The sequence below is a fragment of the Paenibacillus hodogayensis genome, from assembly GCF_039536325.1.
Taxonomy (GTDB): Bacteria; Bacillota; Bacilli; order Paenibacillales; family NBRC-103111; genus Paenibacillus_AB; species Paenibacillus_AB hodogayensis.
In genome coordinates, this window is the sequence record NZ_BAAAYO010000015.1 from 1 (window position 1) to 18,112 (window position 18,112).

Here is an 18,112-nt window from a genome sequence, read left to right on the forward strand (position 1 = left end):
TGCTTGCGTTCGCGCCGTTTCCTTTATTTTCAGGTCCCGAGCGGCGACTTTTATAAGATATCACATCCGGCAATCGAAATGCAAGTGTTTTTTACAAAAAAATTATCGAAAAAGATAAATCGCCAGAAAAAAACGGGAAAACCCGCATTGCGGCGGGCTTCCCGCTCTTATCCGTCTTCTTGTCCCGTTTATTCCGCTGCGCGGTCCCGCATGGAAGGGAACAGCAGCACGTCGCGGATCGATGGAGCATCGGTCAACAGCATGACCAACCGATCAATGCCGATGCCCAGCCCGCCGGTAGGCGGCATACCGTATTCCAAAGCGCGGATGAAGTCCTCGTCCATTTCGTGCGCTTCGTCATTGCCTTGCTCCTTCTCCACCAGTTGCGCTTCGAACCGCTCGCGCTGGTCGATCGGATCGTTCAATTCGGTAAACGCGTTGGCGTGCTCGCGGCCGACGATAAATAGCTCGAAGCGGTCCGTAAACCGGTCGTCCTCCTCGTTCTTCTTGGCCAAAGGCGAGATCGCCACGGGATGCCCGTAAATAAACGTAGGCTGGATCAGCGTAGACTCGACAAAATGTTCAAAGAAGGCATTCACGATATGGCCGAACGTCATGTTAGGCTCTACCGGAACCCGGTGCTCCTTAGCGAGACGGTGCGCTTCCTCGTCGCTCATCTGCTGTTTGAAGTCCACCCCTACCGTTTCGCGAATAGCGTCCACCATCGAGATGCGGCGCCAAGGGGTAGTCAGGCTTACGTCTTTCTCCTGGTATTTGATTTCCGTCGTGCCCAATATTTCCGTAGAAATGTGCGCAACGAGGTTTTCGGTCAACCTCATGATATCCTGATAATCGGCATAAGCCTCGTACAGCTCGATCATCGTAAATTCGGGATTATGGCGCGTAGACACGCCTTCGTTCCGGTATACGCGTCCGATTTCGTATACTTTCTCCATACCGCCGACGATCAGCCGCTTCAGGTGAAGCTCGATGGCAATGCGCATGTAGAGCTGCATGTCCAGCGCATTGTGGTGGGTAATGAACGGACGCGCCGCCGCGCCGCCGGCAACGGCATGCAAGGTCGGCGTCTCCACTTCCAGGTAGCCGAGCGAATCCAAATAACGCCGCATGGACTGAATGATCCGCGAACGGGTAATAAACGTCTGCTGCACGTCCGGGCTGACGATCAGATCGACGTAGCGCTGGCGATAGCGCATCTCTACATCCTTCAAGCCGTGGAATTTGTCCGGCAGCGGATAAAGCGACTTGGTCAACACTTCAAGCCCGTGCACCTTGATCGAGGTTTCTCCGGTTTTCGTCTTGAAGACGGTTCCTTTGACGCCGACGATATCGCCGATATCCAGAATGGTGAACGCTTTATAAATCGACTCCGCCAGCATGTCCTGACGGACATAGATTTGAATGCGGCCGGTTATATCCTGAATATGCGCAAACGATGCTTTCCCCATCCCGCGCTTCTGCATAATACGGCCGGCCAGCGAGACTTCATGATGTGCCTCGTCCAGCTCCTCGGTCGACAACGAGTCGTATGCGTCCAGCACTTCCTTGGCATGATGAGTCCGCTCGAACTTGCTTCCGAACGGATCGACACCCAGCTCGCGCAGCTCGTCCAGTTTGTTGCGCCGTATGACCAGCAGCTCGTTTTCGTTCAGTTCCACTTCTTGACTCACTTGATCTCATCTCCCTAGGCAGTGTGCGCCGTCCGCGCATGATCATGAAACAAAAAAGCCTCCAAAGGAAGCTTTTTCGAAGGCCGAGCGTCATGTGCAAAATTCGAAAGAACCCATTTCGATTACTTCTTAATATCGATAATTTTATATTGAATAACTCCAGCAGGAACCTGAACGTCGACAATCGATTCTTTTCTCTTGCCGATCAATGCTTTGCCTACCGGACTTTCATTCGATATTTTATTTTGAAACGGGTCCGACTCTGCCGTACCGACGATCGAGTATTCCACCGTTTCGCCAAACTCCAGATCTTCCACCGTTACGATCGAACCGACGTTAACGGTATCCGTATCCACTTCATCGTTATTGATAATGCGCGCGTTGCGCAGCATCTTCTCCAACGTAATGACGCGTCCTTCGATGAACGCCTGTTCGTTCTTGGCATCCTCGTATTCGGAGTTCTCGCTGATATCCCCGTAACCGATGGCGACTTTGATCCGCTCGGCTACTTCACGGCGCTTGACCGACTTGAGATGCTCGAGCTCCTCTTCCAACTTCTTGAGGCCTTCCTGCGTCAGAAGGACTTCCTTCTCGTTCATATTGCGAATCTCCCGTCGTGTGAAGATTTTCTACCTGGAAAATCGATCGATTTTTCGGTATGAATTCACAAAGTTAAATATATTAGCGGGGCTGGGCCGAGATGACTTTTTCCACTATTATCAACGGTTGGCGCCTGATCTATTGCTTGATTATATTTCAAGCCGCCAAAAATGTCAATGTCAGCCAAACTCAGCCGTCAGCCGCCAATAAAGCGCTATTAATGCGCGAGGACGGCCGTTTGCTCGGCATTTCCGCCCGAATCGTCAATACCTGCAATAAAGTCATGCAGCGTCTGCACCATCTCGTCCCGCCGCGTCTGTTCCATGATGACGTCCTTGACCCTCGCAGAGCCTTGCAGACCCTTCAAGTACCAGGCCATATGCTTGCGCATTTCCTTAACGGCCACGTGCTCGCCTTTCAAATCGACCAGACGGTCCAAATGCAGGATAGCGATGCGGATCTTGTCCTCGGCGCCCGGCTCCGGCGGCAGCTCCCCGCCGGTCAAATATTGAATGGTGCGGTACAACATCCACGGGTTGCCCAAAGCCGCCCGGCCGATCATGACGCCGTCGACTCCGGTATGATCCAGCATTCTCCGGGCATCCTCCGGGGTAAACACGTCCCCGTTGCCGATAACCGGAATGGATACCGTATTTTTCACTTCTTTGATAATATCCCAATTCGCCTTGCCGGTATACATCTGTACCCGGGTACGGCCATGTACGCTTACCGCCGAACCGCCGCCGTTCTCGACGGCCTTGGCGTTTTGAAGCGCATAAACATGCTCGTCGTCCCAGCCGATCCGCATTTTGACCGTTACCGGCTTGCTGACGGAGCGCACGACCTCCGTGACCATCTTCTCGATCTTGCCGGGATCGAGAAGCCAACGGGCTCCCGCGTCGCATTTTGTAATTTTGGGAACCGGGCACCCCATGTTGATGTCGATAATGTCGGCATTCGTGTTCTCATCCACGTACTTGGCAGCTTCCACGAGCGTTTCCGTATCGCCGCCGAAAATTTGCAGACTGAGCGGCTTCTCCCGCTCGTCCACGAACAACATCTCCATCGTCCTCCGGTTGCCGTGCAGGATCGCTTTATCGCTCACCATCTCGGCGCAGACGAGACCGCAACCGAACTCTTTGGCAATAAGCCGAAAGGCCGGGTTGCACACCCCCGCCATAGGCGCGAGCACAACCTGATTCGGTACCTCCACGCCTCCGATTTTAAGCATATCATCATTCACTTCCTTTCCGAATAAGTCGTATTCGGAAGCAGCTCGTCAACGCCGATCTCGAGCGACTCCGCTATTTTATGGATGATTTTCGCATCCGCTCTGCGTGTTCCCCGTTCGATGGACCCGAGTACGGCAATCGATACGCCCAGCTTGCGGGCAAACTCGTCCTGCGTCATTCCTTTCAGTTTGCGGAACGCTCGGATGCGCTGCGCCAATTGAAATTGCTCCAAAGGATAACGCCTTCCTTTCCATCCAATACGCCCAGGCGCTCGGCAACGGCCGCAGCCAGACCGGTCTGCCCCCCAGCTACATCGCTTAATGGAATCAGTACGAATGCCCGCTCCCACATGCGCGGATGAGGAACGGTCAGCACCGGCGTATCAATCTCTACCCCGTCCATAAGCAGCAGGTCCAGGTCGACGGTACGAGGCCCGTTCAGTATCGTTCGTACACGGCCGAGTTGGTCCTCGATCTCCTTCATTCCGCCATGCAGGGCGGATGGCGAAAGAGCGGTACGCACGACTGCCACCATATTCAGAAACGAGCCCTGATCGGCATAGCCGATCGGCTCGGTTTCATATATGTCCGAAACCCGGACCACTTCCGTATCCGGAATAAGCCCAAGCTGATAAACCGCATCCTGCAAATACGTTTCCCGCTGCCCCAGGTTGGAACCCAAGGCGATGTAAGCTTCCTTATCCAGCTGCGGCCGTAACGGGCTTATCGCTCCGCTCGCACGGTCGTCCGGCAACGTCATAACGATTCCCGCTTTCTGACTATCTCTACGGTAACGCCATCGAAATGAATATCGAACGGCGGGTGCGGCTTAATGACGCGAACCGTAACGTCATTTACATTAGTATACTGATGCAGAACATCCGATGCAATGTTTTCGGCAAGCGCCTCGATCAAGCGGAACGTCCGTCCTTCCACAATCTGTTTCACCCGCTCGTACAGCTCGGCATAATTGACAGTTGTACCGATCTCGTCGGTGCGGCCGGCCTCCGACAGGTCCAAGGATAGCGTCAAGTCGACGTAAAATCGCTGCCCCAGCTTGTTCTCCTCGGGAAAGAGACCATGATTGCCGTAAAATTGCATACGGGCCAAATGCATTTTATCCATTGTTCCCCACCGCCTTTTCCATTCATACCAATATCCATCTATTTACTCATCGTTTAATGGGAGCTGAGCAAAATAATTCTCCGGTGGCATCCGAACGTTCAGACCGGCTTTTCCCCTGAAGTCGAGCGGATCATCGCGTCGGTCATGGCCGCGACACGCTTCATTTGCTTCACGTCGTGCACGCGTACGATCGCGCAGCCTTGAGCGATGCCAAGCGTCACGGACGCCGCCGTCCCTTCCAGCGCATCCTGCGGAGTCGAGTTTAACGTCCGGTAGATCATGCTTTTGCGCGACGTACCCAGCAAGACTGGAAAGCCGAGGGCGGCAATCCGATGAAGCCGGTTCATCAGAAACAGATTGTGCTCCAGCGTCTTGCCGAAGCCTATGCCCGGATCTACGATGATCTGCTCCTCACGGATCCCCGCCCGACGAGCCGTCTCGATACTATCGCGAAGATCGCCGAGAACCTCCGGCATGAAGTCCGTGTATCGGGCCTCGGAACGGTTGTGCATCAGCACGACGGGGCAACCGTAGTCGGCAGCCGCAGAGGCAATGCCGTTATTTTCTTTCAACCCCCATATATCGTTCACGATATGAGCTCCGGCCGCGAGCGCCCCCCGAGCCACTTCGGCCTTGTACGTATCGATCGATACCGGAACGGACAGCCCCGCTTCCATCAAAGCAGCGATAACGGGTACGACCCGGCCGGCTTCCTCTTCCGCCGATACCCGATCGGCTCCCGGCCGCGTCGATTCTCCCCCGATATCGATGATGTCGGCGCCTTCCTCCACCATCCGAAACGCCCTCTCGACCGCTTTCTCCACGTCTACGTACTGTCCTCCGTCGGAGAACGAATCCGGCGTCGTATTCAGGATACCCATAATCAGCGTCCGTTCGCCCAAAGGAAGCTGAAGATTCCGGCATTGCAGCGTCCTTCGCTCCGGCTTGGCCTCGAACGGGCGCGCGAACGGACGGTCCGCTCCTTCGTTCTCTGCATTATGCAGTTTCATCAGGCAGCCTCCTTCTCTTTCGTCGGCTCGGTTCCGGCTACAGACGGCCGACCGCTTCCGCATATGCTTGCATATACCGGCTCGTTATCGGCCCCGGTGTTTTCTCGCCGATCGGGTATCGTTTTCCGGCAATGTCGAAGGCGCACCGGACGGGCACGATCTCCTGAACCGAGTTGGTCAAAAATACTTCTTCCGCCCGGATCAGCTCCTCCCATCCGTAAAACCCCTCCCGGACCTCGATACCCTCGGACCGGGCCAGACCGATGACCCAATCCCGGGTTATCCCCGGAAGGATGCCGGTCGCCAAATCGGGCGTATACAACGTTTGTCCGCTCGTCCAGAACAAATTGCTGACAATCCCTTCGGCCACATGCCCGGAGCAGTCCAGAAAAATGCCTTCGGCGCCGGCAGTCCAATCGTACCGGCGCATTTCCCGCTTGGCCATAATGTTGTTCATGTAGTGAAACGATTTGAACCGCACGTCCCCCTCCGGGCTGTTGCGTCTCAGCCGGAGCAATTGAATCGGCTTCCCTTCCCGGTAAGCCGCCTCGTCGCGGGGAGGCAGCGCTTTGACGTAGACAATAACGTTAGGCTTGTCGTAATCGCCCGCGGGCAAGCCGAGCATGTCCTCACCCGCCGATACGGACAGCCGGATATAGCCGTCTGCCAGCCTGTTGTCGGACAACAGTCGGACAACCAGCGCCTTAAGACGAGGCAGGTCCGGCTTATAAGCGATGCCAAGCTCCTCGCAGCCGCTGACGAGCCGGCGCAAATGCTCTTCCAACAAAAACGGACGTCCGCCGTAAGTGCGAAACGTCTCGAACAAGCCTAATCCATACAAGAAGCCGTGATCGTAAACCGATATCACGGCTTCGCTATCGTCGCAGATGCGATCGTTTACGGCAATCCTCATTGCTCCGCTCCGGCTGCGGCAGGAATCGCCACGAAGTTTCGCAGCAAAGTAAGTCCGTGGTCGGTGATGATCGACTCGGGATGGAATTGCACCCCTTCGATCGGATATTGCTTATGGCGCAGCCCCATAATTTCGCCGTCCTTCGTCTCGGCGCTGATCTCCAGGCAGTCGGGCAGCGTCTCGCGGCGCACGATCAGCGAATGGTAGCGGGTAGCCGTGTAGGGCGACGGAATTCCTTCGAAAATCGTTTTGCCGTCATGATATATATCCGATGTCTTCCCGTGCATCAGCTTCTCCGCGCGGATGACGTCGCCGCCAAACGCTTGTCCGATCGCCTGATGACCGAGACAGACGCCCAAGATCGGAACCTTGCCTTTGAAATGATCGATCAGCGCCAGACTGATTCCAGCCTCGTTCGGCGTACAAGGCCCGGGCGAAATGAGGATACGGTCCGGTTTCAGCGCCTCGATGCCGTTCAGATCGATCTCGTCGTTGCGGCGAACTACGACTTCTTGCCCGATTTCCCCCAAGTACTGCACCAGATTGTAAGTGAACGAATCGTAATTGTCGATAACCAATATCATCTCGGCTCAACTCCTCGCATTCTCGCTATATAGAATCGCTTTCCATAACGCCTTCGCTTTGTTCAGCGATTCCGTGAATTCCCGTTCAGGGTCCGAATCGATCACGATGCCGGCGCCAGACTGCACGTAACCGACCCCGTCGCGGACGACCAGCGTCCGTATAACTATATTTAATTCCATATCGCCGTTATAGTCAATCCATCCGATCGAGCCGGTATACGGACCCCGGCGGACAGGCTCCAGTTCTTCGATAATTTGCATCGTGCGGATTTTCGGCGCCCCCGTTATCGTTCCGCCTGGAAACGTGGCTGCAATGACGTCGAATGCGTCCTTGCCGTCGGCCAGCCGCCCCTCGACATGGGAGACGATATGCATGACATGGGAGTAGCGTTCCACAACCATCAGATCAGTTACCTTCACCGTCCCGTAACGTGATACCCGTCCGAGGTCGTTGCGCAGCAAATCGACAAGCATGACATGCTCCGCACGTTCTTTCTCGTTCGCCAGCATCTCCTCCGCCAGTCTCGCATCCTCCTGCTCGTCGCCCCCGCGAGGCCGCGTACCCGCAATCGGCCTTGTCTCCAGAACGCCCGCCGAGCATTTGACCAATAATTCAGGGGACCCCGATACGATCGTGTAGCCGGGAAAACGCAGCAGACTCATGTAAGGCGACGGATTCAAGAGACGCAGCCACTCGTAGATTTCCTCGGGCTCCCGTTCCAGTTCCCGGCTTTGCCGCACGGACAGATTGATCTGGAATACGTCGCCCGCGGCGATATAGCTTTGAATGCGCCGGACTGCCTCCATGAAACGATCTTTGGTAAAAGAAAGCTCGATACCCGGCAGCGACTCCACTTCGATCGCCAACGCCTCCCGGCGGGTCACCGTCTCCAACGCGCGGCTGCGAGCCAAGGCTTGCTCGTCCGAATCGGCGGCCGCCGAGGCGTCGTTCCACCGCTCCGCCATCCGTTCCGCCTCTGCGGCCGCCTCCGCATACCGTTGTTCCAAGGCAGACTGCCAATCGTCGTTCCGCCCGGCGAACGGAACGGGCTGATGGACAACGCAATAAAGCGCGCGCTCCTGCAAATCGTAAGCCCACACTTGACGCACCATCATGAAATCGTAGTCCGGAAGCTGCAGATCGTCTTCAGCCCGGACAGGCAAACGCTCGATCGATCGCGCCACGTCATAGGACCAGAAGCCTACGCAACCGCCGGTAAACGGCGGCGCGCCGTCGACGATCGGCGATCGGAAAGGGTGCATGAACGACTTGACGATCTCAAGCGGCAATCCGCGGGTTTCACTCTCCACGCCTGCCGCGGACGGCCCTTGCGCGTCAACGTCATACTCGACTATCCGAGCGCAGTCTCCCTTCCCGGTTACCGTCGCCACCGGGGCCGCTCCGAAGTATGTATACCGTCCGCTCTTCCCGCTTTCCAGCACGAAGGAAGGCTTGCCCGTTCCTTCCCACAACGGCTCCCAAGATGCCGGCACGCCTCGAGCATCGGCGAATTTGCGAATATAGGGCAAGTTTTCGTACTCGACCGCCCATTGTTTCCACTGCTCCAGCGACGTTAAAGCCACAACGTGCCTCCCCCTGTTTTCCTATAGTGAACCATTGACCCGATCTATTATTCCGACTACATCTATAGGTTCTCTAGAATTTGCTAGGAAAAGCATCAGCCCCTCCGAGGAGGGGCTGGTTCGCTATCCGATTATTCGTCAAATTGATACAGCGGAGTGCTCAAGTACCGCTCGCCGTTGCTCGGGATAATGGCCACGACGCGTTTGCCTTTGCCGAGCTCCTTGGCTACCTTCAAAGCGGCGAATATGGCGGCGCCGGAAGAAATGCCTCCGAGAATGCCTTCTTCTTTCGCAACCCGACGCGATGTTTCGAATGCGTCTTCGTTATCGACTTGAATGACTTCGTTATAAATATCGGTATTCAGTATATCCGGAACGAAACCTGCGCCGATCCCTTGTATTTTATGCGGGCCCGGCTTGCCGCCCGACAATACCGGCGACGCCGAAGGCTCGACCGCATAAATTTGGATGTCCGGGAAGTTCTCGCGCAGCACTTTGCCTGCGCCTGTAATCGTACCGCCGGTTCCGATGCCGGCAATAAAAGCGTCCAGCTTGCCGTCATGGGAGCGAATCGCTTCCACGATTTCCGGGCCGGTCGTTTCGATATGCACTTTCACGTTCGCCTGATTCTTGAACTGCTGCGGAATGAAGTAGGACGGATTTTCGGCAGCCAATTCCTCGGCCCGCTTGATCGCGCCTTTCATGCCTTCCGGTCCTGGGGTCAGCACAAGCTGAGCGCCGTAAGCGCGGAGCAGGTTGCGACGCTCGATGCTCATCGTCTCCGGCATAACGAGAATCGCCTTGTATCCCTTGGCTGCGGCTACCATCGCAAGCCCGATCCCGGTGTTGCCGCTGGTAGGCTCGATAATCGTGTCGCCCGGTTTCAGCTTGCCTTCCTTCTCGGCTGTTTCGATCATGCTGATTGCGATCCGGTCCTTTACGCTTGCTCCCGGGTTTTGATATTCCAGCTTAACGTAGATTTCCGCGCTATCTTCGGGAACGACCCGGTTCAGACGAACCAGCGGAGTATCACCGATCAATTGTGTAATGCTTTGTACGAGCTTAGCCATGAATTTACCCTCCCGTATATGCATTCATTATTATTCCGAGTTGTTTTGTCGGCATTATTACTACCATCTTATCAACCTGACACATGCTTGTCAACTAAAAAATGAACCTTTTGACCCTTTATCTCAGCTCCGGGTCCAATATTTCGGCCTGTCTCTTTTCTCTTAACGTACGGACTAGCTGTTGGAGCGGAGTCGCCTGCTGCAAACCGAGCTCTTTGCGGATATACGCTCTTTGCTGGCTGTCCGCGGAACGTTTGATTTCCTTTTTCTCTTTCAGCAAAATAACGGCCGCGGTGCCTTTGAGCATAATCGGTTTGCTGTACTCGTTCGGCTTCAAGCCGCGGGCCGTCTCGATGATGATCGACGGAAGAAAACTGTCGTTCTCTTCCACCCACCCCATATCGCCGCCTTTGCTTGACGTCGAACTGTCGATCGAGAGTTTACGGGCCAGGGAAGAAAAGTCCGCTCCATTTTGCAAATCCTGAACGATCCGCGCAGCCTCGTCCTTTGTCTTTACTTCGATCTTCAGCAAATGGAACTGTACGTAGTTTTTGAATTCTTCGGGGTGTTCCTTGATGTAAGCATCGATCTGGGCTTCCGATACTTGTATATTCCTCAGCGCCAGATGCTCCAGCAGCAGCTTGTAGTACACATCTTCATTGAGCTCCGATTTGGACAGGCCCAACTGTTCCTTCATCGACTTGTAAAACTGCGTTTCGTTCTCGTATCCCGCTTGCATCCGCTGCAATTCGGCTTCTATCTCTTCGCGGCTCACCGTCACGCCCACCTGCTCGGCTTCCAGCCTGATTGCCTCCCGGTCAAGCAGCAGGTTTACCATTTCCGCTCCATATTTGTCTGCAAGGCGCTGCTGCAATTGTCCCGCGGTAATCGTACGGCCTCCGATTACGGCCACGACCTTGGACTGCTGGGTTCCTTGCTCTGACGGCTCCGGTACGGAAGGCGGTTCCCCCGCCTTGGGAGATCGGGCCCCGCTGCGGCCAAGCAGCATCGTCAGCGCCAGGACGGCGGCCAGCAGTACGGCAATGACGCCCCACAGCAATTTAACGCTCCGCATCCGAAAAACTCCCCATGTTCGATCTAGACCATTCCGTTATTGATCCGTCAGTCTCTCCACCAGATTATGGAGGTCATCTCCGTTATATGCATAAGCTTCGTTGCAGAAGTGACAAACCACTTCCGCCTTTCCGTCCTCGCGTATAATCTGCTCGATCTCTTCACGCCCGATGCTGATTAAAGTTTGCTCGACGCGTTCCCGCGAGCATTTGCACCGGAAGCGGATATCGGTCCGCTCCAGCACCTGGACGGAATCAACCAGACGTTTCAGGATGTCCTCCAGATCCGCGCCTTCGGCAAGCATCGTCGTTATCGGCGGAAGCTCGGACAGCTTCTGCTCGATATCGGCGATCTCCTCGTCGCTCATACCCGGCAGCAGTTGCATGATGAATCCACCCGATGTCTGCACGGAATAGTCGGTTGCTATCAATACGCCGAGCGCAACAGCGGAAGGCGTCTGCTCGGATTTAGCGAAATAGTAGGTAAAGTCCTCGCCCAGTTCTCCCGAAATGATCGGCACGCTGCCGCGGTAAGGCTCTTTCAGACCCAAGTCCTTGATCACATATAGTTGCCCTCCGCCAACGGCTCCGGAAACATCCAGCTTGCCCCGCTCATTCAGCGGCAAATCGACATGGGGGTTGTCGACATAACCTCTGACATCGCCTTTCGAATCGGCGTCGACGACGATTTGCCCCAGCGGGCCGTCGCCTTTTACTTGGATGGTCAGCCTTTCCTCCCCTTTCAGCATTGCGCCCATCATCACTCCGGCGGTTGCGGTGCGGCCCAGCGCGGCCGTAGCTACAGGTGTCGTACCGTGGCGTCTGCGCAGCTCTTCGACAATTCCTGTCGTGTTGGCGGCAAATGCGCGAAGCCGGCCGTCCAATGCGGTTGCCCGTATCAAATAATCTTGCATGGCTTTGTTTCCTTTCAACGTTAGGCTTATGCTTTCTTTTATCGGTTTTTCCAGGAAAAGCGATTAGCGGTTTCTTTCGTAAATAAGCTGCAAACCTTGCAGCGTCAACAAAGGATTGATGTACTCGACCGTGCGTGCTTCTCCTGCGATCAGCTCGGCGTGTCCGCCAGTTGCCACGACCTTGGCCTCCGGGTTGAATTCTTCCCTTATGCGTTGCACAATGCCGTCGACTTGACCGGCGTAGCCGAATATAATACCGGCCTGCATCGCGGAAACAGTATTGCGGCCGACGGTGCTTTTCGGGCGAGCCAGCTCGATTCGCGGCAGCTTAGCGGCCCTCTCATACAGCGCCTCCGTCGATATGCCGATGCCGGGCGCGATCGCGCAGCCCAGCAGCTGCCCCTTCTCGTCTATGTAATCATAAGTAGTGGCCGTGCCAAAATCGACGATAATCAACGGAGAGCCGTATTGCTCGATGCCCGCTACGGCGTTGACGATGCGGTCCGCGCCCACTTCGCGAGGATTTTCAATCCGCAGGTTCAGCCCGGTTTTGATGCCGGGGCCGACGATCAACGGCTTCTTCTTAACATATTTTACGCAAAGACTCTCCAACACAAACATCAGCGGAGGAACGACGGAGGAAATAATGACCCCCTCGATTCGGTCCTCGGAGATGCCGGCAAGCCGAAATAGATTATTGACCATGATGCCGTACTCGTCCACGGTCGCCGAACGATTCGTGCTAAGCCGCCAATGGTGGAGCAGCTTCCTGTCCTCGTAGATGCCGAGCACGATATTGGTGTTGCCTACATCCACGACCAGGTTCACGATGGCCCCGCCTTCTTCTCGTTCAGGTCCAGGCTAATGTCCAGCGACTGGACGGAATACGTGAGCCGGCCGACCGAAATGACGTCCACCCCGGACAAAGCGATGTCCCGGATCGATTGCAGCGTAACCGAGCCGGACGCTTCCACAACCAGATGCGGAGACCGCGCGCGGATAATCGCCACGGCTTGCTTCATCACGTCGGGCGTCATATTGTCCAGCATGATGATATCGGCTCCCGCCTCCAGCGCCTCGTTAAGCTGCGCGAACGACTCGACCTCCACCTCGATCTTCATCGTATGGGGGATTTGCGCGCGCGCCGCTACGACGGCCGCCTGGATACCGCCGGCACCCTTGATATGATTGTCCTTGATCATGACGGCGTCGTACAAGCCGAAACGGTGATTATGCCCGCCACCTATGCGAACCGCGTACTTTTCCAGCGAGCGATGGCCGGGAGTCGTCTTGCGCGTATCGACGAGACGGACCGAAAGACCTTCCAGCGCATTGACGAACTGGCGCGTGCGGGTGGCGATACCGGACAGCCGCTGCAGCAAATTCAAGGCAAGCCGTTCGCCGAGCAAAATGCTGCGCGTGCTCCCACTCACTTCCGCCAACACGGTTCCTTTGTCGATAGAGGCTCCGTCTTGAACGTTGGAGATGAACACGAGACTCGGGTCGACAACGCGAAATACTTGCTCCGCGATCGGAATGCCTGCGGCAATACCCGTTTCCTTAACATGAATAATACCTTTAGACTGTTGGTCTAAAGGTATAGTAGTCGTCGTTGTAACATCCCCGGTTCCGATGTCTTCCTCTAACCATAGACGTATGTTGCGCGTCAATTGTTCATTATTTACGTTAAACGACATGAATAGGTTCCTCCGTTATCCCTGCTTCGCGCTGAAGCTGCGTGTGCTTCCGCCAGACGTTGTCGTTTTTATCCGGGAAATCCTCCCGGTAATGCCCTCCCCGGCTCTCCTCGCGGAGCAGCGCGGATTCCGTGGTCAGCATGGCAAGCGTCAACAAGTTGGCGAACTCGTATTCTTCCCGCTTGGTCAAACAGGTGCTATAGATTTTGACTTGACGCCGCAGCTCGTCCAGACCTTTTTCGAGGCCGCTTGCATTCCGTTTCAAGCCGACGTATCGCAGCATCACCTTTTGGAGCTTCAACCGCTTCTCGACGATCGCCTGAATCGGATGTTCGGATTGATGGCTGTGCTCGGCAATGAGCGGCATTTTTGTAATCGGCGCGAGCTTGCGGATATGCTGCACGATGCGCCTGCCGAAGACGATCGCTTCGGAAAGCGAATTGCTTGCCAGCCGGTTAGCCCCATGAACCCCGGTAGACGATACTTCCCCGCATGCGTAAAGCCGCTTGATGGAAGTCTCCCCGTTAAGGTCGGTTTTCACTCCGCCCATCATATAATGCGCCGCCGGAGCTACCGGAATCCAATCCGAGGTCAGATCCAGTCCGTAATTCAGACAAAATTCGTAAATATTCGGGAACCGGTGCTTGACCATCTCCGGCGCTTCGTGAGTAATATCGATGTAGACAAAGGTGGACTTCGTCTCGGCCATCTCGTCGAGGATCGCTCTGGCAACAATATCGCGGGGTGCCAACTCTAGCTGCGGATCGTATCTTTCCATGAACCGCTCTCCCTTAATGTTGCGAAGCACCGCCCCTTCCCCGCGCACAGCCTCGGAAATGAGGAACCGCGGAGCGCCCGGATAGCAGAGCGCAGTCGGGTGGAATTGGACGAACTCGACATCACGGACGACCGCTCCCGCCCGGTAAGCCATTGCGATACCGTCGCCGGTGGCGATCTCCGGGTTCGTCGTGTAGCGGTACAATTGCCCCGCTCCGCCCGAACAAAGAATCGTAGCTTTAGCCCGAACGAACACCCGCGTTCCGTCGGGTTTCTGAACGATCGCCCCGTAGCACTCGCCGTCGGCCGTAATCAGATCGATGACGAAATGATCGTCCCAAATGGTGACGTTTTTATTTTGCCGCGTCTTCTCGGACAGCGCCCGAACAATCTCGGCGCCAGTCGCATCCCCGTTGGAGTGCAAGATGCGGCGCTGACTGTGAGCGCCTTCTTTCGTAAGCGCATACTCGCCATTCTCCAGATCGAATTGCGTACCCATACCGACCAGATCTTTCACCCCGTCCGGACCGGCATGGACTAGCACCTCCACCGCGTCCAGATCGCACAGCCCCGCCCCTGCGACCAGCGTGTCCTGACGGTGGTATTCGGGCGAGTCTTCGTCCGAAATAACGGCGGCTATGCCTCCTTGGGCGTACCGCGTGTTGCTTTCCAGCAACGACTTCGGCTTTGTAATCATAAGAACCTTATCGGTCTCGCTCGCCCCGATCGTAGTGAACAAGCCGGCAATGCCCGCACCGATGACCATCACGTCGGTATCGACGCACGGCAGCTTATCCAGCGAGAAATCGATTAAATAACGCGGCACCATAACGATCACCTTCAAGACATGAGAGTAGCGCATGCTGCTTTTGACCGGCAGCATGCGCTCCAGAATAACTTTATTTGACTTGCAGCATACGTTCCAAGGACAGCTTGGCTTTCTCGGCGACTTGCGGCGGTACGTATATTTGCGGCTGCATCGTTTCCAGACATTTAGCAACCTTCTTCAGGTTGTTCACTTTCATATTCGGACAGACGAGAAATTTCGTCGCGAAGCGGAACGTCTTGTTCGGGCTATCCAGCCGCAACTGGTAGCCGGTTCCGTCTTCTGTGCCGACGATAAACTCTTGACAGTCCGATTCCTTGCAATACTTGATAATGGCCGTCGTGCTGCCTACGAAATCGCCCAGCTTAACTACTTCGGGCCGACACTCCGGGTGAACCACGAATTGAGCGTTCGGGTATTGCGCTTTCATCTCCATAACGTCCTTCACGGTCAGCATATCGTGAGTATTGCAGTAGCCTTCCCAAATGATCATCTTTTTGTCGGTAAACTTGGATACGTAGTCACCCAAGTTTTTGTCCGGCACCCAGATGATTTCATCGGAATCGACGGATTGAATGACTTTGACGGCATTGGCCGACGTGCAGCATATATCGGTCTCCGCCTTGATTTCCGCCGAAGAGTTAATGTAGGTCACGACGGTGGCGTTCGGATGCCGCTGCTTTAACGCCTTCAGCCCTTCCACATTGACCATGTCGGCCATCGGACAGCCTGCCCGTTCGTCCGGTATGATGACCGTCTTATTCGGGGCCAATATTTTCGCGCTTTCCCCCATGAAATGCACGCCGCAAAATACGATGACTTCGGCATCCGTCTGCGCGGCCTTCTGCGCTAACAGAAAAGAATCGCCGCGGAAATCGGCCACTTCCTGTATTTCATCCCGCTGATAGTAGTGAGCGAGTATTATGGCATTGCGTTCTTTCTTGAGCTTGGCGATACGCTCCTTCAGCTCGCGGTTCTGTTCAGCCTTACGCTCCAACGCAAGAGCTTCCATACGAATCCTTCCCTTCGTCGAAACACGTGAAAAAGTTCACGCATTTAGTTAAGACTAGTTTGATCCAATGCCCGCGACCGTAGCCGATACAGATTTAGGAACGACGCAAGCGACAGGCTTTGACAAGCAACAGTAAGTTTACACCTAATTTACACAACGGAAGCTTACGCTGTCAATAAGAAAAAACATGCTGAAACAGGGAAAAACCCGGCTCAGGAGAGCCGGGTTCGACAAGGCTTGATCATTTATCCATTTACGGCTTATTGCTTCAACGTCTTCACCAGACGCTTGGCTTCCCCTGTAGGGGTTTGAATCGACTCGTAAATTTTCAGCGTCAGCGGCCATTCCATCTGATCCGTACGCAAGTTTTGGAATACGACGTACTGCGATCCGCTGATCAGCTTGTTCATGCCGGTAAACGGCAGCGTCTCCGAAGCGATCATCCGGCCCATCGTATCGTGCAGCTCGATCTTCATATTGGCGGAGCTCGGGTCGGCGACAACGTCGTCTACCGTCGTAATATCGACATCCAATTTCAGCTTGTAGGAAAAAGTGCCCGTCGCGGTTCCTTGAATGTTCATAGCCCAAAGGTTCAGCTTTACGTTGTAAGGGTAGAACGAAAGCGTATTTTCGTCCTCGCTCTTCTGTTCCACAACGGCCGTCTTGAAGCCACCAATCGGAATGTTGTAAGGAGCGACGGTTTGATTGTCCTGCAGCTTCATCAGCAAATTGTCACCCTTTTCCGTGGAAGGAACGGCGAACGAATAGTTGATGATGTAAGACAGCTTGGGCGCAAGTTGCTGAACAGCCGTGTTCTGCCGAGTACCCGTATACCGGTAGCCTTCGGCATTGGTCAGCTCGGTCTGGAAGGCCGGCAGCGGTACAGGACGTTCTCCGGTATTGTTGACCAGAAACTTGGCGATGATGGTATTATAGCCGGAAGATTCGGATTCGTTCATGCTCAGATCGACAAGCGATATGCTCGTCTCTTTATCGATCAGCTTGTTCAGCGGATCGAACACGATCCGGTCGCGAAGTTTGTAAGGGGGCAGGCTGCCGATATCGATCGTATCTTTTTTCGGCAAAGCGATGTTAAGCCGTCCTACGGTATACGAATCGACAGTCGGCGTATTGTTCGCCCCGAGCTGTACGAACGATTCCGGGGTCAGAATGTTCAGGCTGTTCAGGACGGCATTGTTCTCCGTCAGGATGCCGTAATGAATATATTTTTTCTCGCCAGGCTTCAGCTGCACGTCTTTCTCGGCCCGTTGGCCGGGGTACGAACGCGTATCCGACTTGCCGTCTACCCGGAAATCCGGCACCGTCTCCGTACGGTCCCCTGTATTTTCCGCGATGAAGGTAATGACCGTAACCGGACCTTGCGGCGTCTTTTCATTGACCAAAGTTACGGGAGCGTATTGCAGCGCTTCGGATTGGACGGACAGCTTAAACGGCTCACCCCATTGCTTGATCTCTGCCCCCGTCAAGGCGGAATCGCTGCCCCCCCAGACGATATTCGCGACCGGGACGGTCAGCACAGCCGTTTCCTTTTTGGGATATACATATTCGTCTACATCAACCCACGACAGATCGGTTAATGCAGTCGCATCTCCGTCCAGCGTGAGCATATAGCTGAGATCGATTTTTTCTTTCGGTTGAATCGATTTGGCATTGGCGGCGCTCGGCTGGAGCGTGTATTCAACGCCTGCGGCCGTCTTGACTCTCAGCTCGTAGTCCGGCACCCTTGTAATCTTGCCGGCTTCGTTGTACAGTCGTACGACCGCGCCGATGCGGGTCGTATCTTTAATGCGCTCGCTAGTGACGCTTTTCACGTCTGCGGAGATGAGTGCGGTGAGCCTATAAGGTCCGGCTATGCCTGTGCTCAGAGCCGTTTCAGGTCCTGCCGCAAGAATGGCTGCCGGGGATGCGGTCATAATGAGAGAGACGCTTAATACGGCGACGGTCAACGATTTCTTCCAAGTTCGGTTCAAAGAAGTTCCTCCGT

Annotated in this window: 18 protein-coding genes; all 18 read right to left on the bottom strand. The window is 55.1% G+C overall.

Annotated features, from left to right (window positions below; genetic code table 11):
* Positions 1-188 precede the first annotated feature (188 nt).
* The 18 genes from lysS to ABD796_RS30075 all read right to left on the bottom strand — a co-directional run bounded on the left by lysS (position 189) and on the right by ABD796_RS30075 (position 18,098).
* Positions 189-1,691, bottom strand: a complete 1,503-nt coding sequence (gene lysS / locus ABD796_RS29990; RefSeq protein ID WP_344915396.1) for a lysine--tRNA ligase — start codon at positions 1,689-1,691, stop codon at positions 189-191.
* Positions 1,692-1,813: 122 nt separating this feature from the next.
* Entirely contained in the window at positions 1,814-2,290 is a 477-nt protein-coding gene (gene greA, locus ABD796_RS29995) for a transcription elongation factor GreA (protein ID WP_344915398.1), read from the bottom strand.
* 218 nt (positions 2,291-2,508) lie between these two features.
* Complete coding sequence (dusB, locus tag ABD796_RS30000; protein WP_344915400.1) at positions 2,509-3,522, bottom strand: tRNA dihydrouridine synthase DusB; 1,014 nt, start codon at positions 3,520-3,522, stop codon at positions 2,509-2,511.
* Between the two features lie 8 nt (positions 3,523-3,530).
* Positions 3,531-3,755, bottom strand: a complete 225-nt coding sequence (locus ABD796_RS30005) for a helix-turn-helix domain-containing protein (protein WP_344915402.1) — start codon at positions 3,753-3,755, stop codon at positions 3,531-3,533.
* Positions 3,707-4,282 carry a 2-amino-4-hydroxy-6-hydroxymethyldihydropteridine diphosphokinase gene (folK, locus tag ABD796_RS30010; RefSeq protein ID WP_344915404.1) on the bottom strand — a complete coding sequence of 192 codons (576 nt, stop codon included), beginning with the start codon at positions 4,280-4,282 and terminating at the stop codon, positions 3,707-3,709. The genes ABD796_RS30005 and folK overlap by 49 nt, the downstream gene beginning before the upstream one ends.
* Entirely contained in the window at positions 4,279-4,647 is a 369-nt protein-coding gene (folB, locus tag ABD796_RS30015) for a dihydroneopterin aldolase (RefSeq protein ID WP_344915406.1), read from the bottom strand. Before folB ends, folK begins: the two co-directional genes overlap by 4 nt.
* Before the next feature lie 98 nt (positions 4,648-4,745).
* Positions 4,746-5,528 carry a dihydropteroate synthase gene (gene folP / locus ABD796_RS30020; RefSeq protein WP_344915576.1) on the bottom strand — a complete coding sequence of 261 codons (783 nt, stop codon included), beginning with the start codon at positions 5,526-5,528 and terminating at the stop codon, positions 4,746-4,748.
* A gap of 166 nt (positions 5,529-5,694) precedes the next feature.
* Entirely contained in the window at positions 5,695-6,570 is an 876-nt protein-coding gene (pabC, locus tag ABD796_RS30025) for an aminodeoxychorismate lyase (RefSeq protein WP_344915408.1), read from the bottom strand.
* A complete protein-coding gene (gene pabA, locus ABD796_RS30030) occupies positions 6,567-7,154 on the bottom strand; it encodes an aminodeoxychorismate/anthranilate synthase component II (RefSeq protein ID WP_344915410.1) in 588 nt (195 codons plus the stop codon). The genes pabC and pabA overlap by 4 nt, the downstream gene beginning before the upstream one ends.
* Positions 7,155-7,160: 6 nt before the next feature.
* Positions 7,161-8,738 (bottom strand): anthranilate synthase component I family protein, encoded by a 1,578-nt coding sequence (locus tag ABD796_RS30035; protein WP_344915412.1) that lies wholly within the window; start codon positions 8,736-8,738, stop codon positions 7,161-7,163.
* A 131-nt stretch (positions 8,739-8,869) separates the two neighbouring features.
* Positions 8,870-9,808, bottom strand: a complete 939-nt coding sequence (gene cysK, locus ABD796_RS30040; RefSeq protein ID WP_344915414.1) for a cysteine synthase A — start codon at positions 9,806-9,808, stop codon at positions 8,870-8,872.
* A 118-nt stretch (positions 9,809-9,926) separates the two neighbouring features.
* Positions 9,927-10,883 (bottom strand): peptidylprolyl isomerase, encoded by a 957-nt coding sequence (locus tag ABD796_RS30045; RefSeq protein ID WP_344915416.1) that lies wholly within the window; start codon positions 10,881-10,883, stop codon positions 9,927-9,929.
* A gap of 36 nt (positions 10,884-10,919) precedes the next feature.
* Positions 10,920-11,795 carry an Hsp33 family molecular chaperone HslO gene (hslO, locus tag ABD796_RS30050; RefSeq protein ID WP_344915418.1) on the bottom strand — a complete coding sequence of 292 codons (876 nt, stop codon included), beginning with the start codon at positions 11,793-11,795 and terminating at the stop codon, positions 10,920-10,922.
* Between the two features lie 63 nt (positions 11,796-11,858).
* Entirely contained in the window at positions 11,859-12,623 is a 765-nt protein-coding gene (locus ABD796_RS30055) for a type III pantothenate kinase (RefSeq protein ID WP_344915420.1), read from the bottom strand.
* A complete protein-coding gene (gene nadC, locus ABD796_RS30060) occupies positions 12,620-13,492 on the bottom strand; it encodes a carboxylating nicotinate-nucleotide diphosphorylase (protein WP_344915422.1) in 873 nt (290 codons plus the stop codon). Before nadC ends, ABD796_RS30055 begins: the two co-directional genes overlap by 4 nt.
* Positions 13,482-15,098: an L-aspartate oxidase gene (nadB, locus tag ABD796_RS30065; protein ID WP_344915578.1), complete on the bottom strand. Its 1,617-nt coding sequence runs from the start codon at positions 15,096-15,098 to the stop codon at positions 13,482-13,484. Before nadB ends, nadC begins: the two co-directional genes overlap by 11 nt.
* 70 nt (positions 15,099-15,168) lie before the next feature.
* The gene (gene nadA, locus ABD796_RS30070; RefSeq protein WP_344915424.1) at positions 15,169-16,107 is read right to left on the bottom strand and encodes a quinolinate synthase NadA; all 939 of its coding nucleotides are present in this window, start codon (positions 16,105-16,107) and stop codon (positions 15,169-15,171) included.
* Positions 16,108-16,367: 260 nt separating this feature from the next.
* Positions 16,368-18,098 carry a hypothetical protein gene (locus ABD796_RS30075; RefSeq protein ID WP_344915426.1) on the bottom strand — a complete coding sequence of 577 codons (1,731 nt, stop codon included), beginning with the start codon at positions 18,096-18,098 and terminating at the stop codon, positions 16,368-16,370.
* Positions 18,099-18,112 lie beyond the last annotated feature (14 nt).